We start from the raw sequence: 18,964 nt of genomic DNA on the forward strand, positions 1-18,964 counted from the left end.
GTTTGTTCTTATTTCAACCGAAAAGCACCCGCTTGTTAGAAACTAACAAGCGGGTGCTTAGTACTTTGAAATTTATGCGGCTCTTTCAGCCGGTGATGTTAGCTTGTTTTTGAAGACGACTGTGCGAATGTAAGGAATCGCCCAACGGTCGCCACCGAATTTACCAGCGTTGTAGCCAGCTGCTAAGATGAAGATTGTTAGTAATACTAACCAAGGATTAGAAGAGATCGTTCCTGCAAACATAAATGCGAAGTTCATCACAATTCCAAAGAATGCTGCTGCTGTTGTAAGAACACCGACGATTAAACCAAGTCCGACTAACACTTCACCCCATGCGACCATAAAGCTGAACACACCTGCGTTTGGTAAGGCAAAGTTTTCAATAAACGCGTGATACGTTGGATACTGCTCCATGACTGCTTCGTTTCCGACTACCCCTGTTAAATAACCTGACGCATCAAATGGTTCGCCGACGACTTTCCCCCACCCTGCTGTTAACCACTGCCACCCAATGTACACTCGTAACACTGTCAAAAGTCCCGCTGCAATTTTGTTGTTTCTTAAGAAATCCATAAACATGATAATTCCTCCTCGTAAGGTTTCGTTTTTTTAGGAAGGGAGTCGACGATCACTTGTATTTATAAGAATGATAAGTTCATTTTAGCTGTTTGATAGTGATCACTAACTCGCTTTCTATAGTTCTAGTATATTATGGATTTTGCAGTTACAACCGAGCAACCTGTGAACAGTTCGTTGCGAAATGGTGTCTGTTCTGTGAATGAATGAACAATTAAGGTCATTTTCTGTGGTTCCCTTAAGAAGGTAAACACGGTCATAGAAGGTACGATAATCATATTGACTAGTGATCCAATTCATATAAGAAGCTGTAAAAAGCCGGATCATTTTTGTTGACAAGGAAAGGTTTTGTTCATTATGATTAATATATATTTCTATACTCGAAATAATTATCGACGATCAAGCTTTTGCTTGTGTCCGTCGTTCTTTTTTTGTAATAGTGGAGCAGATAAGAAAGCGGGGTCCTTATGGACAGTGAACAAAGGAAACCTTTATTAAATAGAAAAGACAAACGAAATTTAACGTTATTATTATGTATCATTTTGACATTTACAGTCATGAACGGAACGATGTTCAACGTGGCGATCCCTGATATTGCTGAGGAATTTAATCTCCTTCCTTCACAAGTAAGCTGGGTCATGACAGGATATATTTTAGTTTTCGCTATCGGGTCTCTCATGTACGGAAAATTAGCAGATTTATTCCCAATCAAAAGATTGTTAACCATAGGAATCATTTTATTCGCATCGGGAGCTACTCTCGGATTGTTTTCTCCTAATTATTCTGTCCTTTTAACAGCCAGAATTCTTCAAGCTATGGGTGGCGCCACAATTCCTGCTTTAGCTTTTATCATTCCAGCACGCTTCATGCCCGAGGATAGAGCGAGGGTATTTGGGATCGTTTCTGCTACTGTCGCTTTTGCTTCCGGATTGGGCCCTATTACTGGAGGACTCGTTGGTGGAGCATTTAACTGGAGGTACTTGTTCATCTTATCGATCCTATCGTTAATTGCCATTCCCTTTTTGAGAAAATGGCTTCCTAACGAGGAACGGAAAAAAGGAACAGTAGATGTGTTAGGAGCTCTATTGATCGCTGGTAGCATCACTGGATTACTTGTTTTTGTGACCACATTTAACTTCATTGGTCTTATCGGTGGTTTCATAGCATTTTGTTTATTTATATGGAGAGTGAAGACGTTTCACTCTCCCTTCATTGAACCAGCTATGTTAAAAAATAAGTATTATACAGCGACCATTGCCACAAGCTTTCTTGGAACCAGTGCAATGTTCGGGATGATCTTCGTGGTACCGATCATGGCTCGCACCATTTATGACTTAGACACCGTACAGATCGGACTGTTGTTATTTCCTGGTGCCATGGCGGCAGGTCTCATTGGGCAATACGGTGGAAAGTTAGTTCAACAAAAGGGAAGTTATCCCGTTTTAAGATTGGCTTTTGTTATGGTTATTATCGGAAGTATGCTCATCTCGACGTTTATCGGGTTTCCACCTTATTTAATGGCTCTCTGTATTTTAGTCCAGTACATGGCTTTCCCACTCATTCAAAGCTCCACTGCTAATTTACTAACAGAACTGGTGCCTGCGAATCGAACAGGAGTAGGAATTGGCATGTTTAATTTAATGAACTTCCTATCTGGCGCTATCTCCAGTGCGGTGTTTGGAGCTTTACTAGATCTTGAGCACATTCGCTTTCAAATCAATCCCTTTGCTTCAAACGGAGAGTTCGCGATATATTCAAATTTATTTATCGGACTTACGCTCATCTCAGCCATTGCGCTGATCATGTTCACTCTTGTATTCAGACATAGGCTTGTTGATAACAAAGCAAAGGCAAACTTTTGATAAAGCTTTCTCACAGAAAAACATCCTGAAGGAACCTTCAGGATGTTTTTCGTTATTAAAATGTATTCGTATTGTAGATGTAAGACTTAAATAGATGAGTCGAACATTTCACCTTTTCCTGTTAACTCTTTTTCTTTCATTCTCGCTATTTTCAACAACCTTTGTTTAGATTCGTTTCGTTCGAAATAATAACGTTGTTTCGATTGATCTTTCAAGGCATCAAAAAACTCTATACGCTCAGCTGGTGATGGCCCTATTATCATTGGTTTACGCGAGGTTTGACGCTGACCATAAATCATCATTTGCTCATCTTTTACTGGAGGAACGTATCCCATCAATGATCACCTCTTTCTATCCTCCTTTACCCCTTTTTAAATATTGATAACCTCAAAGTTTTTAATTAGGTATTATCGGGTTCGTGTCCGCCCTAACGGCTTTCCACAAGAACACCCGCCCTTTTTCGGTGTAGGAGTTGTAATCGTTCTAGAATGATCCCGTGAGGAGTAGATCTTGTTTCTCTTAGAACGTTCAAGACCCCTTTGTTTATTTTTTTGTTCCCAATTTGACATGCCTCATTCCTCCTTTTTCTGTTCATACACCACACCATATGAAATCAGAAAAAAAAAGGTGATAAGGTAGCATTGGTTAAGCCTCATCATCTTTATTGTCGCGATTGAGCGCCTGAAACGTTTGAAAAAATCGTTCATGATTATTTTTCCGGTAGTCATCTTGAACCAATTTCTGATCAGGTTCATCATTTATTTCATGCCGTTCTTTCTTTTCAATCATATTATCCATTGACGCATCGGCGACTTCATATTCAATAGTTTTTTTCGAAAAGGACTTCAATTTTTCTGTTAATGAATTTATTTCTTGCATATATTTTTTCTCATCTTCCTCCCATTGAATTTTCTCTTCGGTTAATTTATTTTTAACCTTTTCTACCTCTTTTAACGTTCGTTCTAATTGTGCGCTCCGGGATTCAACTTTAGTTAACACAGCCTCTAATTTTATTTTTTTTTGCTTCAGTTCTTTGTTATACTTTTCTATTCTGGTGTTTTTTTCAATCAATTCTTTGTTACTACTGAGCAATTCTTTCATTTTCTTTACTTCATAATGCATTTCCATCCTTTGAATTTGCCTCGTTAACTTGATCGTTTCTGCCTTATAATGAAGCATTTGTTGTTGTAATTGAATTTCAGAAAAATTTGACTCTCTTTTTTCAGTTTTCAAGACATCACCCCCTACATCTAAAGATTCTTCTATCATCTATATGTAGTGAAATTGAAAACTTGACTACCCTGAAAATAAACATTGAATGGCTCGTTTCTTTATCTAGCTCTGATGTAGACCCACGCTCTGCTTTGTTTGGGAAAAGCAAAAGATAAAGATCCCCTAAGGTGCTTTACCTGAGGAGAACTTTATTGATCATTAATACAAATGTTTTAAAACAATTTCTTCAATAATTACTGCGATTGCTGCAAGGGAAAACAGCCACATAATCAAGACAAAAATTTGAGGAAGAAGCAGATAGCCAATTAGCATGAATGCCGCTACCCAGACCGACGTACACCAGTGACAGTTAAGTATTTCTCCTATAAACTTTCTTATTCCTATACCTTTCGGTGTATACTCCCAGATGAAATTTCCCGCTTCGTCCACTGCTTGCTCCTCATTTATAAACATTCGTCTGATCGGCGTTGTAACGGTGTCATATACAAACAAATGAGTGATCCGAAAAATAGCCAACCCCATAAGAATGAATTCAAACCAAGTAAACAAAATGATCACATCCCATCTGATAGAGATCTTTGTCTAACTATATGTAAAAAGAAGCAAAGGTTTCCCTTTACTTCTAATTAGCTGAGATTAGCAAGCATATGCTGCTCCAACAATAACCAACAGAATAAACAGAACCACAATGAGAGTAAAACTGTTGTAATGGCTCACAAGTTTCACCTCCCCATCTTCATTAAGAAGAGATATCTTCTCCATCTATTTATATGTTGGAAATCAAAAAGAGGTATAGGTAAATCACCTGTAATACGACTCAAACACTTTTATTTAGGCTCTTCCAAGGCCTGTCGTAAAAGAAGTAAATCCTTAAAGCTCTTAGATCAACCGACCATAGATTAAGGCTTGCGATGATATCTATTTTTAGGATCATTTGTCTAAATTGACACTTCCGATTAGGTGCTTTCGTGAGATCTCTTTCATTTGACCAACTGACGAGTACGAACATTTTCAACATGAACAACCCCGATCACAAAGCTTCTACAAGTTATTTAATAAATTTATCGTTCATCGTACACAAATAATCAGCTCATACATAGGATGAAGTAGTTACGAATAAATATTTACAACAAGGAAGGATGAAAATAATGAGTAAAGTAGAGCGACTGTGTATAAAAGTCCCTAAAGTTTATGACTGGATTACACACCAGGCAGAAAAGGAATTTCAATTCGAGGTTGGAGATATAGACTTTTTCACTGAAGAAGATCCAGAAGATCAAACAACGGATACGTTGGTTGATGATATTTGTGACTATTTCTTGCCGAACAGTGTGAAGGTTAGTTGTGTCCTTATTGCTCCAGAACCTCCTGAGGAACTGTGTGCAGAAGTAGGTGATCGCAAAGATGTCCATGTTGAGGAATACGATACAGTTCTTCAACTTGTGAATATCCAAAAACAAGGGCAGTTTCAAATAGTATTAGAAGCTAAAGACAACTATAAAAATAACGGTCTAGCGCCACTGTTCTCAGAGCCAATTAACTTCTTTAAAATCGAAAAGTTTTTGTTGTGTGCACCACCTGGCACCGATGTCCTTTGTCATGTCTACGATTTTGATTGTGAAGGTTCCTTCGTTTGTAATGGAGATGGAACAGAATGGACCATCGACCTCCTATTACTTATCTGTCAATCAATCCAAGTAGAAGCTGAGGTGAAAATCGACATCGAAGGGAAAATTTGTAAACCAAGACCTGAAATTCTTCTTCCTGTTCGAAGAAAAAAATGCCCTGATTTCAAGTTCCCTGAGCAATGTCCTGAGGTTTTCCCTAGACCGCACAAACCTCATTAATTAAACGAGGATATTTAGTGAAAATATTGATCCTTTCCTGAAAGAGAGATTATTTCTCTCTTTTTTAATTTTTCCTGAATCCACTCCTTCTTTTTGGAATATGTATTCTATATCATTCATTTTGAGGTAATAGAAGGAGGAGACGCTAATGAATATTAAAAAAGATGGGGCCACTCAGCAACTCATTCAGTTACAACAAAAAATCCTTCACTACAAAGCTGAATTAAGGAAATACAAAAGACTGAGCCAAGAGTTCAAGAAAAAACTCTCTTCGTATTCGGAGAAGGAGAAAACGGATCAAAAGACGTTTCACCCCATCGAATCACAACGTAACAATGATCCACTAGCCTCAGCGAGAGCTCACTTTACTTATTCGACCTTTCTCCCCGACCCTGAGGAAGAAGACCAAGAAATATTAGTCAAAGGTCATTTCTATATAACGAATACCGGAAGTGGCAACTTGAATCACCCGATCATTGGTTTTCGAATCAAGCCTGTAAATGCAGCGAAAATAAGCGGGAAGATCGCTACGATTGGAGGAAAAGAGGAAAGTGTTTTATATTCCTCCAATGAAGAGTGGCAACATCTTCATGAAAATTGGATGGAAAAGTCGAGAAAAAAAGGAGAATATTGGCTAAGACCGATACACTGTACCGAAATAACACCTAATGAGACTCTATCATTCTCCAGTTTCGATCTTCGCATTAATCCATCAAACCTAAGGGGACATATTATCATTGAAGGTTTTGCCTTCTTCGATGAGATCAAACAAGGAGTTCCTGCGATTAATCACATCTCTTTTTATTTGTAACAGGTTATCTTTTGCTTTCGTCCCGACCAATGGGTTGGTGCAAGGCAGGTGCTACACCGTTAGCACCTGCCTTGCATGACCCCGTCCTGCAACGCAGAGCACTAACACAGCATTCATTTTAAAGATGTGATAAATGATGAAAAATCTTCCGTATATTTCACCAAGTTGCTCTGTAAAAATTTTTCATTCTCTATCTTCCAAGTATGCTCGTTCGGATTGCTTCTAATTAACGTGTAATTGGCTTTGTCTGTAGAATAAATCCGATATCCGAGACGTCTACATTGTTTTTGAAAGGCAATGTCTGAGCCTTCCCTCTGGTGACCAAACCCAACTTTGCTACCTACTTCTTTCACACATGTAATGGTCCCACCAGCAACATATTGAACGTAACGGTCTTCCTTATTTCTGTTAAAGATACAAAGGGCTTTTTCTTGCTTGACATAGACATATATGGTTGCTTTCCCTACGATAGCTGCTTTCGTTTGGTGAAACGCCTTCATCGTTTGCGTCAAATAATAAGGTGAATAATAATCATCATCATCAAATTTGGAAATATACTTGTGCTTAGCTTTCCTTATACCGAAATTCAAACACTCACCCAAGGAGTACGTTTCCTGTAATTGATAAACGGATACGTACTTTATCTGCTGGGCTTTATCTTTCCATTCATCTATATTCATGTCATCTTTGTTTAAAATAACAATTAACTCTTTGTCTTTATACTGTTGCCTTTCATAATTTTGCAAAACGTTCGCAATCAAATGCTGTCTAATAGAACACGTGATAATCGAAACCATAGAAACTTCCTTCCCCAAAGTCCATTCTAAGGTTACTCGTCTTTAGCTATGATAGACTTAAAGTCTTTTGTGAAAGTTAGATTCTTACACCCCTTTATTAACCGATGATTAGGCTCTGAATGCGATGACAAATCTGCTCTTCTTATACATACAAAGTTATCTTTCCCGGTGGAATAAATCTTCTTTCCTTTCTTTACACTCTGAATCAAAAAAGAACCATCTTCACCTCGGTTAATATTAGGAAAATGGATTTGTGGAAAGAGGGATTTCTGAAACATAAGCGTAGCTCCTCTTACATTTCTGACATATTTATTTTCAAAATTAGGTCTGTGGATTCCTAATAGGCTACTGTCTTCAAAATACGTATAGACCGTTCTTTTTCCCACGATCGCGGCGTTTGTTTTCCTAAATGCTTTCAAGGATTGAGTTAAATAGAACGGCGCATAATAATCATCGTCATCAAACTTCGCCACATATGGATACTTTGCTCTAGATACAGCTTCATTTAAGCAATTTCCTAATGTGGTATTCTGTGGAAGTTGCACGACAGTTATTTGATCTTCATCTTTTGTTCGGACCTTCCATTTATTGATATCTATTTCATCACAATTCAAAATAATGATAAGTTCTTTCTCTTTCCACACTTGCCTTGAAAAGTTTTCGATCACATTCTCCATATAATGATCTCTCATCGTGCAAGTAATCACTGAAACTTCCATGCGCCCTCTCCTAGAAACGATTTATTTAACTATATTATCTTTTAAGGAAAAGTATGAAAGCCTTCTGTTTAGTTAAGCTTTTACACAACCGAAAAAAGCCTACAACTTGGTTGTAGACCAAATCGCAGGCTTCCATTTTTGAATTGTTTAATTACATTAATCCTGTTACGTGATAGCCGCCGTCCACGTGCAACAATTCGCCGGTGATTCCTTTTGATAAATCACTCATAAGGAACAGCGCTGTATCGCCAACTTCTTCTGTAGTGACCGTTCGTTTTAATGGGGCATTGGCTTCCATTTCTTGCAACACTTCATTGAAACCACCGATCCCTTTTGCAGATAACGTTCTGATCGGTCCAGCTGAGATCGCATTCACACGAATCTGCTCTTTCCCTAAATCATTAGCTAAATACTTAACGCTTGCATCCAAGCTAGCTTTGGCCACACCCATCACATTATAGTTCTTAACGACACGCTCTCCACCTAGGTAAGTAAGCGTCACAATGCTTCCACCATCTGTCATAAGTGGTCTCGCCGCTTTCGTTACGGCCGTTAAAGAATAAGCGCTAATATTTTGCGCTAACAAAAATCCGTCTCTAGTCGTATTTAAATACTCTCCATCCAATTCTTCCCGATTCGCGAAAGCAATACAATGAGCAATTCCGTGAATGACGCCCACTTCTTCTTTGATTTGGTTGAACGTTTCCTCTACATCCTCATCTTTTGTTACATCACACGGCAACACAAGATGATTGTCTGCATCTAACGAATTTGCTAGATCTCTAACGTTCTTCTCTAGTCGTTCCCCTGCATATGTAAAAATTAGTTTCGCCCCTGCTTTATGTAAAGATTGGGCAATTCCCCAAGCAATACTTCGTTTATTCGCTACACCCATGATGACATAGGTTCGTTGACTTAAATCAATCTTCATGACTGATTCCTCCTCATAACATATACGTGATATTAGTACTTGGTCATAATTTTAACCTAGCTAGATAGAAACGTCAATCAGCATCTCCCTTCCGCTGAAGGAAGTAGTTAATTTCGACAAATATGGGGAATGTAATGATTAGTTGCTGTAGTATACCGAATGTAAACGGAGGACTGTTTATGAATAAGTATGATGTGATCGGAGATGTTCACGGGTGTTATGAAGAATTGATTGAGCTGTTAAGTCAATTAGGTTATTCCCAAGAAGGGCGTCATCTTACTCACCCAGAAGGAAGAAAGCCTGTTTTTTTAGGAGATTTAACTGACCGTGGTCCCTCTTCTGTTAAAACCATTGAAGAAGTAGCAAACTGGGTTTTCCGAGAGGAAGCTTTATATTGTCCAGGTAATCATTGTGATAAATTGTATCGGTACTTTTTAGGACGAAAAGTGATGATTAAACACGGGTTGGAAACAACCGTTGAAGAACTGGAACAGCTTAGCCCATCTGAATACAAGAAGGTGTCCGCGTTGTTTATCCAATTGTATGAGCAATCGCCACTTTATTTGGAACTGGATGACCAACAGCTCATTGTTGCCCATGCCGGCATTCGACCTGACTACATAGGTAAAAATGGGGGAAAAGTGAAAACGTTCGTCCTCTATGGTGATATAACCGGTGAAAAACATGAGGATGGTAGGCCTGTTCGCCGGGACTGGGCAGCGAAACATCACTTCCATTCCTTGGTAGTTTATGGGCACACACCTGTAAGTGAACCTCGTTGGCTAGGTGAAACGGTCAATATAGATACAGGGTGTGTATTTGGTGGCAGTCTCACAGCTTTACGCTGGCCTGAACGAAGCACGCAATCTGTGCCTTCCAAACAACCCCATATTCAAGAAAAATTCCAGTCATTTGATTGACTGGAATTTGTTACATTAGCTTTGAAAATCTGCAGGAGTTTCTGCTTTAAAACATAATTTTTTCTTTGTTATTGGGTGATAAAAGCATAGCTCGGATGAATGAAGAGCTTGTCGTTCCATATGAAGAGCTTTTCCCCCGTATAAAGTGTCCCCAATTAACGGATGACCGATCGCCGCCATATGAACCCTGATTTGATGAGTTCGCCCTGTATCCAATCTGACTCGAACGAGAGAAAAAGGGTGATCTCCTTCTACCCGTTCATAGTGGGTCGTTGCCAATTGACCCTCTTCGCTTATCTGTCTTTCAATCAAACTGTCCCTGTTCCTGGCAATTGGGAAGTGAATGGAGCCCCATTGCCATCGCAGCTTTCCTGTCAATAAAGCCACATACGTCCGCTGAATAGACCCATGAAGTTGTTGCTCCATACATAAGTGATGACTATAACGATGTTTAGCAATAAGCATTAATCCTGAAGTATCGCGATCCAACCGATTCACCGCGTGAAACGTTGCTGGCCATTCCTGTAAATGATAATGATTAATTACAGCTCCTGCAATCGATGGATCTTCAACATTGTCTGTAGGAATGGTCACCATTTTTGCTGGTTTATTTATAACTAAAACATGGTCGTCTTCGAAAACAACGTTCAGGGAAAAGGCAATCGGTTTTATTTTTTGGCTCACTTCTTCATTAGGAAGAATAACGACTACGGTATCTCCTCCGTTCAAATGGGTTCTTACTGTTTTTTCCGCTCCGTTTACACAGATCGAACCCCCTTTGAATTTGATTTCAGCCAGCGTTTTTCTAGATATGTTTTGTACATCTCTTAAGTACTCTTTCAACTTTAGACCTGACTCATGATGTGCAACCTTCCATGATAAGCGAATCTCTTTCTTTATCATTCGGCTATAAAGGACTCTTTCACTCGTTTCCAGAAGGGGAACGGTCTGAATCTGGCAAAACGGACTCGTTCTTCTGCTACTCGGCATTGGATAGATTTCACTTGTTTTTGCACGAGTGTTCTATGATCCACGGTAACTTGGAAATCTACATCATTCTTAGGTTTCAACAAACAGGTGTGATGTTGAGGTAAGACGAGTGGAGACCCAACAGTACGGTAGACACGGTTATTGATTGAGGCCATCTCAGCTAGCTGGATCGATGATAAAGAAGGATGTAAAATGGCTCCACCTAAGGCTTTATTGTAAGCCGTACTTCCTGAAGGAGTGGACAAGCATAGACCATCGCCACGGAATGTCTCAAACAAATCCCCTTTGATCTCGATATCCATCACTAAGGACCCTTCCATACTTTTCACTGTGCATTCATTTAAAGCAAGGTAACGTTCTGATTTTTGTTCCCCATTGTGTCGAATAATCACTTCCAGCAAAGGATATTCAACTATTTTAAATGGGGTTTTAGCAATATGTATCACTAACTTTTCCACTTCATCAGGCTTCCAATCGGCATAAAACCCTAAATGTCCGGTATGTACGCCCACGAAAGATGTTTGCTCTAGACGATGGGTATATTGATGGAAGGCTTCCAATAACGTTCCATCTCCCCCAACAGAGATGACAATATCTGGTTCTTCTGCGTTGTAAGTCAACTCAAACTCTTGCAAATAATTCTTGATTTTCTGAGTGAGATTATTTGAAGCATGATCCCCACGAGACAGGATGTTGAATTTCATCCAATAACCCTCCTTTCATTTAGCCCCTTTTTCTTAATGATTCTCTTTGTTTGGATATGATTTGCTGGGCATCTTGCACTTCTCCACGAATTTTAGACATTTCTTCGTCTAGTTGATAGGCAGCTTCTGCAGCCTTTTGTAGACGCTGTTCAATTTCTTCAGGAATCTTCCCTGAATATTTGTACTGCAAGGAGTGTTCAATCGTCGCCCAAAAGTTCATTGCCAACGTCCGGATTTGCAGCTCAACCAAAATAGGTTTCTCACCATCGATCGTTTGAACAGGATAACGAAGGATCATATGATAAGATCGATAGCCGCTCCTTTTCTCATTCTTGATATAATCCCGTTCCTCTGCAATTTCAAAATCCGTTCGGGCATGAATAAGCTCTGCTACCGTATCAATATCACCAACAAACTGGCACATCACTCTGACACCGGCCAAATCCTGCATCTCATCTTCTAATTTATTTAATGGGATGCTCTTTCTTTTCGCCTTCTCTAATATACTTGAAACGGGTTTCACTCTACCGGTGACAAATTCAATTGGAGTATGCTTGGAAGTAAGTTGATATTGATCGCGAATTCCTTTTAGTTTAATTTTTAGTTCTTCTACAGCCTGTTTGTAAGGCGTAAGCATGACATCCCAATCCATCATTCTAACGTCACCACCTATTTTATAATCTTAGATATGTATAGCTCATCAATTATTCGAAATTGATCGACTTGAAAGACTGCTCTACTTCTTCCACAAATTCAGAACCATAATTATGGTTCCCTTTAATATTATCTAATAAAAGATTCATTTCTTCCTGAAAATTCTTCAATTCAATGGGCGCATCTTTTAGATGAGACACCATGACCTCTGCTTGTTTATTTGTTGTCATAACCTCATCAATGGTTACCCAGTGGTTGTGAGGGATGCGTAGATGATGGTAGCCTTCATCGTTTTCTAATAAATAGATAAAAGCTTTGTTGTCAGAGTCTACCAATATCCTTCCAACTGGCTCGAATGTTTTCCATTCAACTGCTGAAATGTCGTTATTGACCGAGAAGATGACGCGATCATCTTCTTGAACAATATCTGTTACTAGAAGTGTGTTCATAAATCTTCCTCCTTTGAATCATTAGTTTCATTTTATCATAGTCGCCCTTTTCTACGTAATAAAATCATACAGAGACGGTTCATTTCATTCAATCGACTTATTGTAAATGCTAAAAACGTATGGAATAATATGATTATCAAACCACAAGTACTGTGACTCCTAACTCGGAAAATTGAAACGATACTAATCAGATGTGCAGGTGAATAAGTTGAATCAAGAAATTGAGATCGAATTCAAAAACTTAATTAATAAAGACGTATACCACGACCTTTTAAAGAAATATGAATCTTCACGCTCTCCCATCTTCAAACAAGTAAACCATTATTTTGACACTGATTTATTCTCATTAAAAGCTAAAGGTGCCGCTCTTCGTGTCCGATATAAAAAAGAGGGTTATATTTTAACATTGAAACAGCCACATGAAGGAGCAATTCTTGAAACGCATCAATCTATTTCTGAATCAGAGTTTCTCTCTTTCAAACAACATGGCTCCCTTACTAGCGGAGATGTTTATCATCAATTGATTGAGTTACTGGAAAATAACCTTCCTCCCCTTCATTATTTAGGCTATTTAACAACTGAGAGAACTGAAATATCATTGAACGATGGATTACTCGTTCTAGATAAGAGTTATTATTTTGATGAAATAGATTACGAAATTGAATTTGAATGTACTGAAGCTGTGGCTGGACAAGCCGCTTTTGAAAAATTATTGGAGAACTGGAAGCTTGATTGGGTTAAACCAGCAAATAAAATTGAGCGATTTTATCAAGCAAAACAAAGGTTTGAAAGATCGTAAAGCACCATAACTTGGATTGATGATTTCTTGGAGGAGTGTAAAGAATGAAAACGAATTTTATGAATGATTTTTACCAATGGCAGGTATTAAAATCTTGGGGTGAGCGCCAGAGTAACCAGCTAAATAAAACGCCTCAACCTTTGCAACTGGGATTCAACGAGCTCCTTCAGAAACAAATAGAAACGGCTAACCAAAATTTAGAGCAGCTAAACACTCAATCTCATTCGATGTCTGCAGAGCCACTCTCTAGTCCTTCGCGAGAGGCGACTTTATCCAGCCAATCAGCGTCAGACCAGCATTATATGCCAATGATTAAGCAGGCTGCTGAGAAACATGGAGTTGATGAACAATTAATCTACTCCATTATCAAACACGAATCCAATTTCAAACACGATGCCCAAAGCCATGCCGGTGCACAAGGGTTAATGCAACTCATGCCAAATACCGCCAAAGGCCTTGGGGTGAAAAACAGCTTCGATCCCGTTGACAATATTGACGGAGGCACTCGTTATATTAAAGCGATGTTAAACAAATACAACGGAAATGTATCTATGGCTCTCGCTGCCTATAATGCTGGACCTGGAAATGTGGATCGTCATGGAGGAATTCCTCCCTTTAAAGAAACCCAAGCTTATGTCCCACGTGTATTAAACACATACGAGCAATTGTCTAACCAATCGTTCGCTTAATGAAAAAGTTCTAATGTATAAACAACTCGGCAAAACAACTGAACCAAACAAAACTTATGCAACGTCCCTGAAAAAGGGCTCATTCTTTGAAATGAGCCCTTTTACTGTGTTTTCCATTCACATATAGTTCACATTTGTTGCTACAAATACGCCTCCTTGCTACAATAACGATACATACGAGTACAGAGTCCCTGCAGACCCTATTCTGGCAGTCTTCGAAATCATGCCTACAGAACGACATTCTGCAGCTCGACATTTAACAACTGTAATAAAAGGAGCACGACATGACAGAGCCAAATAAACAAACCGCCTATGAGCTTATTGGTAAAAAAAGATTAAGTGAGCTTGTTGATCGGTTTTATGAATTAGTATCAACGCATCCTGAATTAACAGCTATTTTTCCGGATGATTTATCGGAAACGGCACGTAAGCAAAAGCAGTTCCTTACTCAATTCTTCGGTGGACCATCCATTTACACGGAGGAACACGGCCATCCTATGTTACGGGCAAGGCACATGCCATTTCCTATTACTCCAAGTCGAGGTGAAGCCTGGCTTTCATGTATGGCTCAAGCACTAGTAGAAACGAATATAGAAGAACCATTACGATCGGCGATTCTAGAGCGATTAACTTACACAGCACGCCACATGATCAACAGTGAGGAGCAATCATCCTCGTCAGATAAAGCTGGAAGGTGGGATGAATCATGACTTCACAACAAGGAAATTTCGTATGCTACGACGATCTTGGAATCTGCTGTCCTGCAGAACCGGAATCCTTTTATATAAATGACCAGAGAAAAAAACCTGTTGAAATTTATGTATTCATCGATCCATTATGTCCTGAATGCTGGTCATTAGAACCGACAATTAAAAAGTTGCAAATGGAGTACTCCAACTACTTCACCATTACGACTTTTTTAGGTAATGAGATTCGCTCACTAAACACTCCATGCGGGAAAAACTACCAAACATTAGTGCATGAAATGGCTCAATCGTACAATGAAACAGCTTGTCGAACAGGGATGCCATGTGACGGAGATGTGTGGTATGAAAATGCTATGACTACTCCCTACTCTGCGATCTTAGCGATTAAAGCTGCTGAACTTCAAGGAAAAGCGATCGGATCTAAATATTTACGAAGAGTGAGAGAAGCTTTGTTTTTACACAAAAAAAATATCGCTGATGAAGATGTCCTTCTTGCTTGTGCAAAGAAAGTCCAAGGTATGGACATACATGAATTCTCAAAAGACTTAAATTCAGAAGTAGCCAGAAAATCTTTGCATGATGATGCTAAAACAAAGAAAGAAATGGACGTCAACAGTATGCCTACTCTTGTATTTTTTGGAGAAGATGTAGATGAACCAGGTGTAAAGGTGCAAGGGTCTTATGACTATGATGTTTATGTAGATATCATTAGCGAGATGATTGGCAAGCAACCAGAAAAATGTCCACCGATCTCTATAGAACAATTTATTTCTTTTTATTCTTTAGTCGCAGAAAAGGAAATTTCCGTTGTGTTCGATAAAGAAATGAAAGACGTTCGTAAAGATATGAAAAAACTTCAATTAAAACAAATGGTGGAAGAAATCCAAACAAAACATGGTTCTCTTTGGAGATATATTGGATAACACGTGCCCTTCTTAGTACTGAGTAGATGATCTACTCAGTACTTTTTTCTTTGCCTATCTATTTCAAGAAAGTTATCACACCCTCTTGCATATAGTAGTCCTACCTAATCATATTTGGACAAATCCTTACCATAGATATTTTCACTTTAAATATCACATCTGTTTAGAACGAAAAAAATCAGGTGGGGTAACCTGATTTTTTTCGTTCGGAACATTGTCAATTTCTTTGAAAGGCGACCTGTCAAGGGGTTTGAGACGTGTCACATAAGCTAAGGGGAGTTATGTGATACCTTTCACATATATAATGTATCAAACCTCTCTCGAAAAAACAACGATATCGTGAATCATTTCACAATTTAGCCATAGTTTCATACGAACAGACCGAAGTCGAACCCTGTACGTTGCTAAAATCTCATGTTAGCGACGTTCAGACCGTAGTCGAACCTCTCAACGTTGCTAAACTTTCATGTTGGCGACGTTCAGACCGTAGTCGAACCTCTCAACGTTGCTAAACTCCCATGTTGGCGACGTTCAGACTGAAGTCGAACCTCTCAACGTTGCTAAACTCTCATGTTGGCGACGTTCAGACTGAGGTCGAACCTCTCAACGTTGCTAAACTCCCATGTTGGCGACGTTCAGACTGAAGTCGAACCTCTCAACGTTGCTAAACTCCCATGTTAGCGACTTTGAGACTGAGGTCGAACCTCTCAACGTTGCTAAACTCCCATGTTTACGACGTTCAGACTGAGGTCGAACCTCTCAACGTCGCTAAACTCTCATGTTGGCGACGTTCAGACTGAAGTCGAACCTCTCAACGTTGCTAAACTCCCATGTTGGCGACGTTGAGAATGAGGTCGAACCTCTCAACGTTGCTAAACTCCCATGTTGGCGACTTAAAAAAGATGTCAAACCCTTATAAAATAGGGTAAACGTAAAAAGTCTGACATTTTTTATTCATTATGGTGCGGAATTAAAATGGTAATCTATCCAAAAATAAAACGTGGACAGAAAGTGTCACTGCGATAAATAGTATGGAAAAGTCATAACTATCAACAACAGCGCTACTTTATTAGGAGGGATTCGTGATGAAATGGTTTTGGGTGGGCTGTCTTTTAATCATCACCAGTTTTTATTTTAGTGTCATGAGTTTAATGAATTTATTTCCAATTTGGTTATCTTTTCCTAGCTTATTTCTTTCAATTTATATAACCGTCCATGCATTCAACAATCGCCATCGTTTTAAAGGATTCTAGGGCTAATATTAACGAATCCTATAGAGAAATAGGGTATCCCAAAAGTAAAACCTTTTGGGGCCCCCTCTATAATTTAGCCATTCTATTTTTCTTTTGATTTCTCTCGTTTTCATCCTGATCCAATGCGTCATGCTACGTAGGTGCTGCGAATCTCAACCGCAATAACCGTCCCCCTGGTCACACCCCTGGTCACACAGAAAAAAGCCTCTTCGTTAAAAGAGGCTTGTTCTCTATGATTAATTATCAAACAGTAAGTCTTCTAATTCATCTAACGTTTCTTCGAACACCGATAAGGCTTGTTTAATCGGCTCTGCTGACGTCATATCTACGCCGGCTTTCTTTAATACTTCAATCGGTAAATCGGAATTACCTGCCTTTAAAAAGTCAACGAACCTCTCTACTGCTGGCTCTCCTTCTTGAAGGATCTGTTGAGATAACGCCGTCGCCGCACTGTAACCTGTGGCATATTGATAAACGTAGAAATTCATATAGAAATGAGGAATACGCGCCCATTCCAATGCAATCTCTTCATCGATGACAATATTATCACCAAAATATTTTTTGTTTAATTCATAATACGTTTCATTTAGCGTATCTGGTGTTAATGGTTCACCCTCTGCTGCTTTTTCATGAATCAGTTTTTCAAATTCAGCGAACATCGTCTGTCTGAAGACTGTCCCACGGAATCCTTCTAAGAAGTTATTGAGCAAATACAACCTGCGCTGTTTATCCGTTTCCTTTTGCAATAAATAGTTATTTAAAAGAGCCTCATTCGTCGTTGAAGCTACCTCCGCTACAAAGATCGAATAGTTGGCATATGGGTATGGCTGATGCTTCCTTGTATAGTAACTATGAACAGAATGACCAAATTCATGGGCGAGAGTGAATAAATTGTTTACGTTATCTTGCCAATTCATTAAAACGTATGGCATTGTTCCATAAGCACCGGAGGAATATGCTCCGCTTCTTTTTCCGACATTTTCTTCAACATCTACCCAGCGTTTAGTCAATCCTTCTTCAACGATCGATGTATACTCTTCTCCTAACGGTTCCAATCCTTTAACCATGAGACTTTTTGCTTCTTCATAGCTCACTTCCATATCTACATCTTTTACGATTGGAGTATAGAGATCATACATATGAAGCTCATCTACTTCTAACGCTCGTTTTCGAATGTCTACATAGCGGTGAAGTAAATGTAAATTCTCGTTCACAGTAGAAACCAACTGATCATATACCACTTCTGGAATGTGATTACTGCTTAGTGCTGCTTCTCTTGCCGATTGATAGTTTCGTACGTTTGCCTTGAAAATATTCTTCTTCACATTCCCACTTAAGGTGCTGGCAAATGTATTTTTATACTTACCATACGTTTCATAAACAGCTTTAAAGGCGTCCTCTCTTACGCGACGGTCATCACTCTGAAGGAATTTCAGGAGTCGACCGTGAGTAATTTCCACTTCGTTTCCATCCTCGTCGTTGATTGAAGGAAATTTCATGTCCGCGTTGTTCAACATGCCAAAGGTGGTAGATGGAGCATCAGTTACTTCGCCTGCCTGAGCAAGTAGAGATTCTTCTTTCTCACTTAAAACATGAGGACGTTTCTTATTTAATTTCTCAAGGGCATGTTCGTACAGCTTTAATTCTGAAGTTTCATCGATAAATTGGCGCAATTTATCTTCTGGAATGGCTAAAAGCTCAGGAGTCATAAACGATGCAGCCTGGGTTACTTGGGATAATAGCTGACTCGCCCGATCATTTAACCCTTGATAATAAGAATTCGTCGTATCTTGATCGTAGCGCATATGCGCATATGTATATAATTTACCTAGCTTTTTCGATATTTCATCTTGATATTGAAGTGCCTCGTATAAATGGTTTCCCGATTCTCCTAACGTCCCCTGGAACTCCTTGATCTTAGGAAGCATGTCTTTGATTTCTTTGAATTCCTGCTCCCATTCTTGATCTGTCGGAAAGATATCTTCCAAATCCCACGTTTTTTCTTTAGGAATTTCATCTCTTTTCGGTAATTTCGTGCTTGTTGCCATACATGGCACCTCCATTAAATTCTTTTTCTTCACTTTTTATTCTCACTTAGTA

General features: G+C 39.1%; 22 protein-coding genes. 9 read left to right on the top strand and 13 right to left on the bottom strand.

The genetic code is table 11. The annotated features are described in order from the left end of the window. Nucleotides 1-72: 72 nt before the first annotated feature. Nucleotides 73-579 carry a DoxX family protein gene (locus tag CR194_RS09940; RefSeq protein ID WP_110609508.1) on the bottom strand — a complete coding sequence of 169 codons (507 nt, stop codon included), beginning with the start codon at nt 577-579 and terminating at the stop codon, nt 73-75. A 464-nt stretch (nt 580-1,043) separates the two neighbouring features. Between CR194_RS09940 and CR194_RS09945 the strand changes: the two genes are divergently transcribed. After that, nucleotides 1,044-2,438: an MFS transporter gene (locus tag CR194_RS09945; RefSeq protein ID WP_110609509.1), complete on the top strand. Its 1,395-nt coding sequence runs from the start codon at nt 1,044-1,046 to the stop codon at nt 2,436-2,438. An 86-nt stretch (nt 2,439-2,524) separates the two neighbouring features. Here CR194_RS09945 and CR194_RS09950 read toward each other — a convergent pair whose 3' ends face one another. The 4 genes from CR194_RS09950 to CR194_RS09965 all read right to left on the bottom strand — a co-directional run bounded on the left by CR194_RS09950 (nt 2,525) and on the right by CR194_RS09965 (nt 4,397). Next, nucleotides 2,525-2,773 carry a hypothetical protein gene (locus tag CR194_RS09950; RefSeq protein ID WP_110609510.1) on the bottom strand — a complete coding sequence of 83 codons (249 nt, stop codon included), beginning with the start codon at nt 2,771-2,773 and terminating at the stop codon, nt 2,525-2,527. A 310-nt stretch (nt 2,774-3,083) separates the two neighbouring features. Then, nucleotides 3,084-3,671, bottom strand: a complete 588-nt coding sequence (locus CR194_RS09955) for an Atg14 domain-containing protein (RefSeq protein WP_110609511.1) — start codon at nt 3,669-3,671, stop codon at nt 3,084-3,086. Nucleotides 3,672-3,869: 198 nt separating this feature from the next. Further along, nucleotides 3,870-4,220, bottom strand: coding sequence for a DUF1360 domain-containing protein (locus CR194_RS09960; RefSeq protein WP_110609512.1), 351 nt, complete (start codon nt 4,218-4,220; stop codon nt 3,870-3,872). 87 nt (nt 4,221-4,307) lie between these two features. Next, nucleotides 4,308-4,397 carry a YjcZ family sporulation protein gene (locus tag CR194_RS09965; RefSeq protein ID WP_233254307.1) on the bottom strand — a complete coding sequence of 30 codons (90 nt, stop codon included), beginning with the start codon at nt 4,395-4,397 and terminating at the stop codon, nt 4,308-4,310. A gap of 422 nt (nt 4,398-4,819) precedes the next feature. Here CR194_RS09965 and CR194_RS09970 point away from each other — a divergent pair, with 422 nt between their 5' ends. Both CR194_RS09970 and CR194_RS09975 read left to right on the top strand, forming a co-directional pair. After that, the gene (locus CR194_RS09970; protein WP_110609514.1) at nt 4,820-5,518 is read left to right on the top strand and encodes a BMQ_0737 family morphogenetic spore coat protein; all 699 of its coding nucleotides are present in this window, start codon (nt 4,820-4,822) and stop codon (nt 5,516-5,518) included. Nucleotides 5,519-5,666: 148 nt separating this feature from the next. Beyond that, nucleotides 5,667-6,329: a hypothetical protein gene (locus CR194_RS09975; protein ID WP_110609515.1), complete on the top strand. Its 663-nt coding sequence runs from the start codon at nt 5,667-5,669 to the stop codon at nt 6,327-6,329. Between the two features lie 113 nt (nt 6,330-6,442). On the opposite strand, the gene CR194_RS09980 is transcribed toward CR194_RS09975, so the two are convergent. The 3 genes from CR194_RS09980 to fabI all read right to left on the bottom strand — a co-directional run bounded on the left by CR194_RS09980 (nt 6,443) and on the right by fabI (nt 8,776). Then, nucleotides 6,443-7,126, bottom strand: coding sequence for a glycosyltransferase (locus tag CR194_RS09980; protein ID WP_110609516.1), 684 nt, complete (start codon nt 7,124-7,126; stop codon nt 6,443-6,445). 32 nt (nt 7,127-7,158) lie between these two features. Beyond that, the gene (locus tag CR194_RS09985) at nt 7,159-7,845 is read right to left on the bottom strand and encodes a glycosyltransferase family 2 protein (protein ID WP_110609517.1); all 687 of its coding nucleotides are present in this window, start codon (nt 7,843-7,845) and stop codon (nt 7,159-7,161) included. Nucleotides 7,846-7,996: 151 nt separating this feature from the next. Beyond that, nucleotides 7,997-8,776: an enoyl-ACP reductase FabI gene (fabI, locus tag CR194_RS09990; protein ID WP_110609518.1), complete on the bottom strand. Its 780-nt coding sequence runs from the start codon at nt 8,774-8,776 to the stop codon at nt 7,997-7,999. 179 nt (nt 8,777-8,955) lie between these two features. Here fabI and prpE point away from each other — a divergent pair, with 179 nt between their 5' ends. After that, a complete protein-coding gene (gene prpE, locus CR194_RS09995) occupies nt 8,956-9,696 on the top strand; it encodes a bis(5'-nucleosyl)-tetraphosphatase PrpE (RefSeq protein WP_110609519.1) in 741 nt (246 codons plus the stop codon). Between the two features lie 15 nt (nt 9,697-9,711). Here prpE and CR194_RS10000 read toward each other — a convergent pair whose 3' ends face one another. Genes CR194_RS10000 through CR194_RS10015 form a run of 4 tightly spaced genes read right to left on the bottom strand, consistent with a single transcriptional unit; the run spans nt 9,712 to nt 12,493 of the window. After that, nucleotides 9,712-10,599 (bottom strand): RluA family pseudouridine synthase, encoded by an 888-nt coding sequence (locus tag CR194_RS10000; RefSeq protein WP_110609520.1) that lies wholly within the window; start codon nt 10,597-10,599, stop codon nt 9,712-9,714. Next, nucleotides 10,596-11,390, bottom strand: coding sequence for an NAD kinase (locus tag CR194_RS10005; RefSeq protein WP_110609521.1), 795 nt, complete (start codon nt 11,388-11,390; stop codon nt 10,596-10,598). The genes CR194_RS10000 and CR194_RS10005 overlap by 4 nt, the downstream gene beginning before the upstream one ends. A 19-nt stretch (nt 11,391-11,409) precedes the next feature. After that, entirely contained in the window at nt 11,410-12,045 is a 636-nt protein-coding gene (locus CR194_RS10010; protein ID WP_110609522.1) for a GTP pyrophosphokinase, read from the bottom strand. Between the two features lie 49 nt (nt 12,046-12,094). Beyond that, nucleotides 12,095-12,493: a UPF0738 family protein gene (locus CR194_RS10015; protein WP_110609523.1), complete on the bottom strand. Its 399-nt coding sequence runs from the start codon at nt 12,491-12,493 to the stop codon at nt 12,095-12,097. 208 nt (nt 12,494-12,701) lie between these two features. Between CR194_RS10015 and CR194_RS10020 the strand changes: the two genes are divergently transcribed. From CR194_RS10020 to CR194_RS20410, 5 genes are all read left to right on the top strand, one after another. Beyond that, a complete protein-coding gene (locus CR194_RS10020; protein WP_158282228.1) occupies nt 12,702-13,292 on the top strand; it encodes a CYTH domain-containing protein in 591 nt (196 codons plus the stop codon). A 44-nt stretch (nt 13,293-13,336) separates the two neighbouring features. After that, complete coding sequence (locus CR194_RS20705) at nt 13,337-13,981, top strand: lytic transglycosylase domain-containing protein (RefSeq protein WP_269845709.1); 645 nt, start codon at nt 13,337-13,339, stop codon at nt 13,979-13,981. 284 nt (nt 13,982-14,265) lie between these two features. Beyond that, the gene (locus CR194_RS10030; protein WP_110609525.1) at nt 14,266-14,691 is read left to right on the top strand and encodes a globin domain-containing protein; all 426 of its coding nucleotides are present in this window, start codon (nt 14,266-14,268) and stop codon (nt 14,689-14,691) included. Further along, nucleotides 14,688-15,611, top strand: a complete 924-nt coding sequence (locus CR194_RS10035) for a ClpXP adapter SpxH family protein (protein ID WP_110609526.1) — start codon at nt 14,688-14,690, stop codon at nt 15,609-15,611. The genes CR194_RS10030 and CR194_RS10035 overlap by 4 nt, the downstream gene beginning before the upstream one ends. A 1,085-nt stretch (nt 15,612-16,696) precedes the next feature. Then, a complete protein-coding gene (locus tag CR194_RS20410) occupies nt 16,697-16,864 on the top strand; it encodes a hypothetical protein (protein ID WP_199228158.1) in 168 nt (55 codons plus the stop codon). Nucleotides 16,865-17,100: 236 nt separating this feature from the next. On the opposite strand, the gene pepF is transcribed toward CR194_RS20410, so the two are convergent. After that, on the bottom strand, nt 17,101-18,912 hold the full coding sequence (gene pepF, locus CR194_RS10040) for an oligoendopeptidase F (protein ID WP_110609527.1): 1,812 nt from the start codon (nt 18,910-18,912) through the stop codon (nt 17,101-17,103). Between the last annotated feature and the right edge of the window lie 52 nt (nt 18,913-18,964).

The organism is Salipaludibacillus keqinensis (genome assembly GCF_003226325.1).
Classification (GTDB): Bacteria; Bacillota; Bacilli; order Bacillales; family Salisediminibacteriaceae; genus Salipaludibacillus; species Salipaludibacillus keqinensis.

Bases quoted from the DNA above. Each gene is read 5' to 3' on its own strand.
- CR194_RS09980 (WP_110609516.1), bottom strand. From the start codon at position 7,126: ATGGTTTCGATTATCACGTGTTCTATTAGACAGCATTTGATTGCGAAC.
- CR194_RS09975 (WP_110609515.1), top strand. From the start codon at position 5,667: ATGAATATTAAAAAAGATGGGGCCACTCAGCAACTCATTCAGTTACAA.
- prpE (WP_110609519.1), top strand. From the start codon at position 8,956: ATGAATAAGTATGATGTGATCGGAGATGTTCACGGGTGTTATGAAGAA.
- CR194_RS09945 (WP_110609509.1), top strand. From the start codon at position 1,044: ATGGACAGTGAACAAAGGAAACCTTTATTAAATAGAAAAGACAAACGA.
- CR194_RS09970 (WP_110609514.1), top strand. From the start codon at position 4,820: ATGAGTAAAGTAGAGCGACTGTGTATAAAAGTCCCTAAAGTTTATGAC.
- CR194_RS20705 (WP_269845709.1), top strand. From the start codon at position 13,337: ATGAAAACGAATTTTATGAATGATTTTTACCAATGGCAGGTATTAAAA.
- CR194_RS09940 (WP_110609508.1), bottom strand. From the start codon at position 579: ATGTTTATGGATTTCTTAAGAAACAACAAAATTGCAGCGGGACTTTTG.
- CR194_RS09950 (WP_110609510.1), bottom strand. From the start codon at position 2,773: ATGGGATACGTTCCTCCAGTAAAAGATGAGCAAATGATGATTTATGGT.
- CR194_RS20410 (WP_199228158.1), top strand. From the start codon at position 16,697: ATGAAATGGTTTTGGGTGGGCTGTCTTTTAATCATCACCAGTTTTTAT.
- CR194_RS10000 (WP_110609520.1), bottom strand. From the start codon at position 10,599: ATGATAAAGAAAGAGATTCGCTTATCATGGAAGGTTGCACATCATGAG.
- CR194_RS10035 (WP_110609526.1), top strand. From the start codon at position 14,688: ATGACTTCACAACAAGGAAATTTCGTATGCTACGACGATCTTGGAATC.
- CR194_RS10005 (WP_110609521.1), bottom strand. From the start codon at position 11,390: ATGAAATTCAACATCCTGTCTCGTGGGGATCATGCTTCAAATAATCTC.
- CR194_RS09985 (WP_110609517.1), bottom strand. From the start codon at position 7,845: ATGGAAGTTTCAGTGATTACTTGCACGATGAGAGATCATTATATGGAG.
- pepF (WP_110609527.1), bottom strand. From the start codon at position 18,912: ATGGCAACAAGCACGAAATTACCGAAAAGAGATGAAATTCCTAAAGAA.
- CR194_RS10030 (WP_110609525.1), top strand. From the start codon at position 14,266: ATGACAGAGCCAAATAAACAAACCGCCTATGAGCTTATTGGTAAAAAA.
- CR194_RS10015 (WP_110609523.1), bottom strand. From the start codon at position 12,493: ATGAACACACTTCTAGTAACAGATATTGTTCAAGAAGATGATCGCGTC.
- CR194_RS10010 (WP_110609522.1), bottom strand. From the start codon at position 12,045: ATGATGGATTGGGATGTCATGCTTACGCCTTACAAACAGGCTGTAGAA.
- fabI (WP_110609518.1), bottom strand. From the start codon at position 8,776: ATGAAGATTGATTTAAGTCAACGAACCTATGTCATCATGGGTGTAGCG.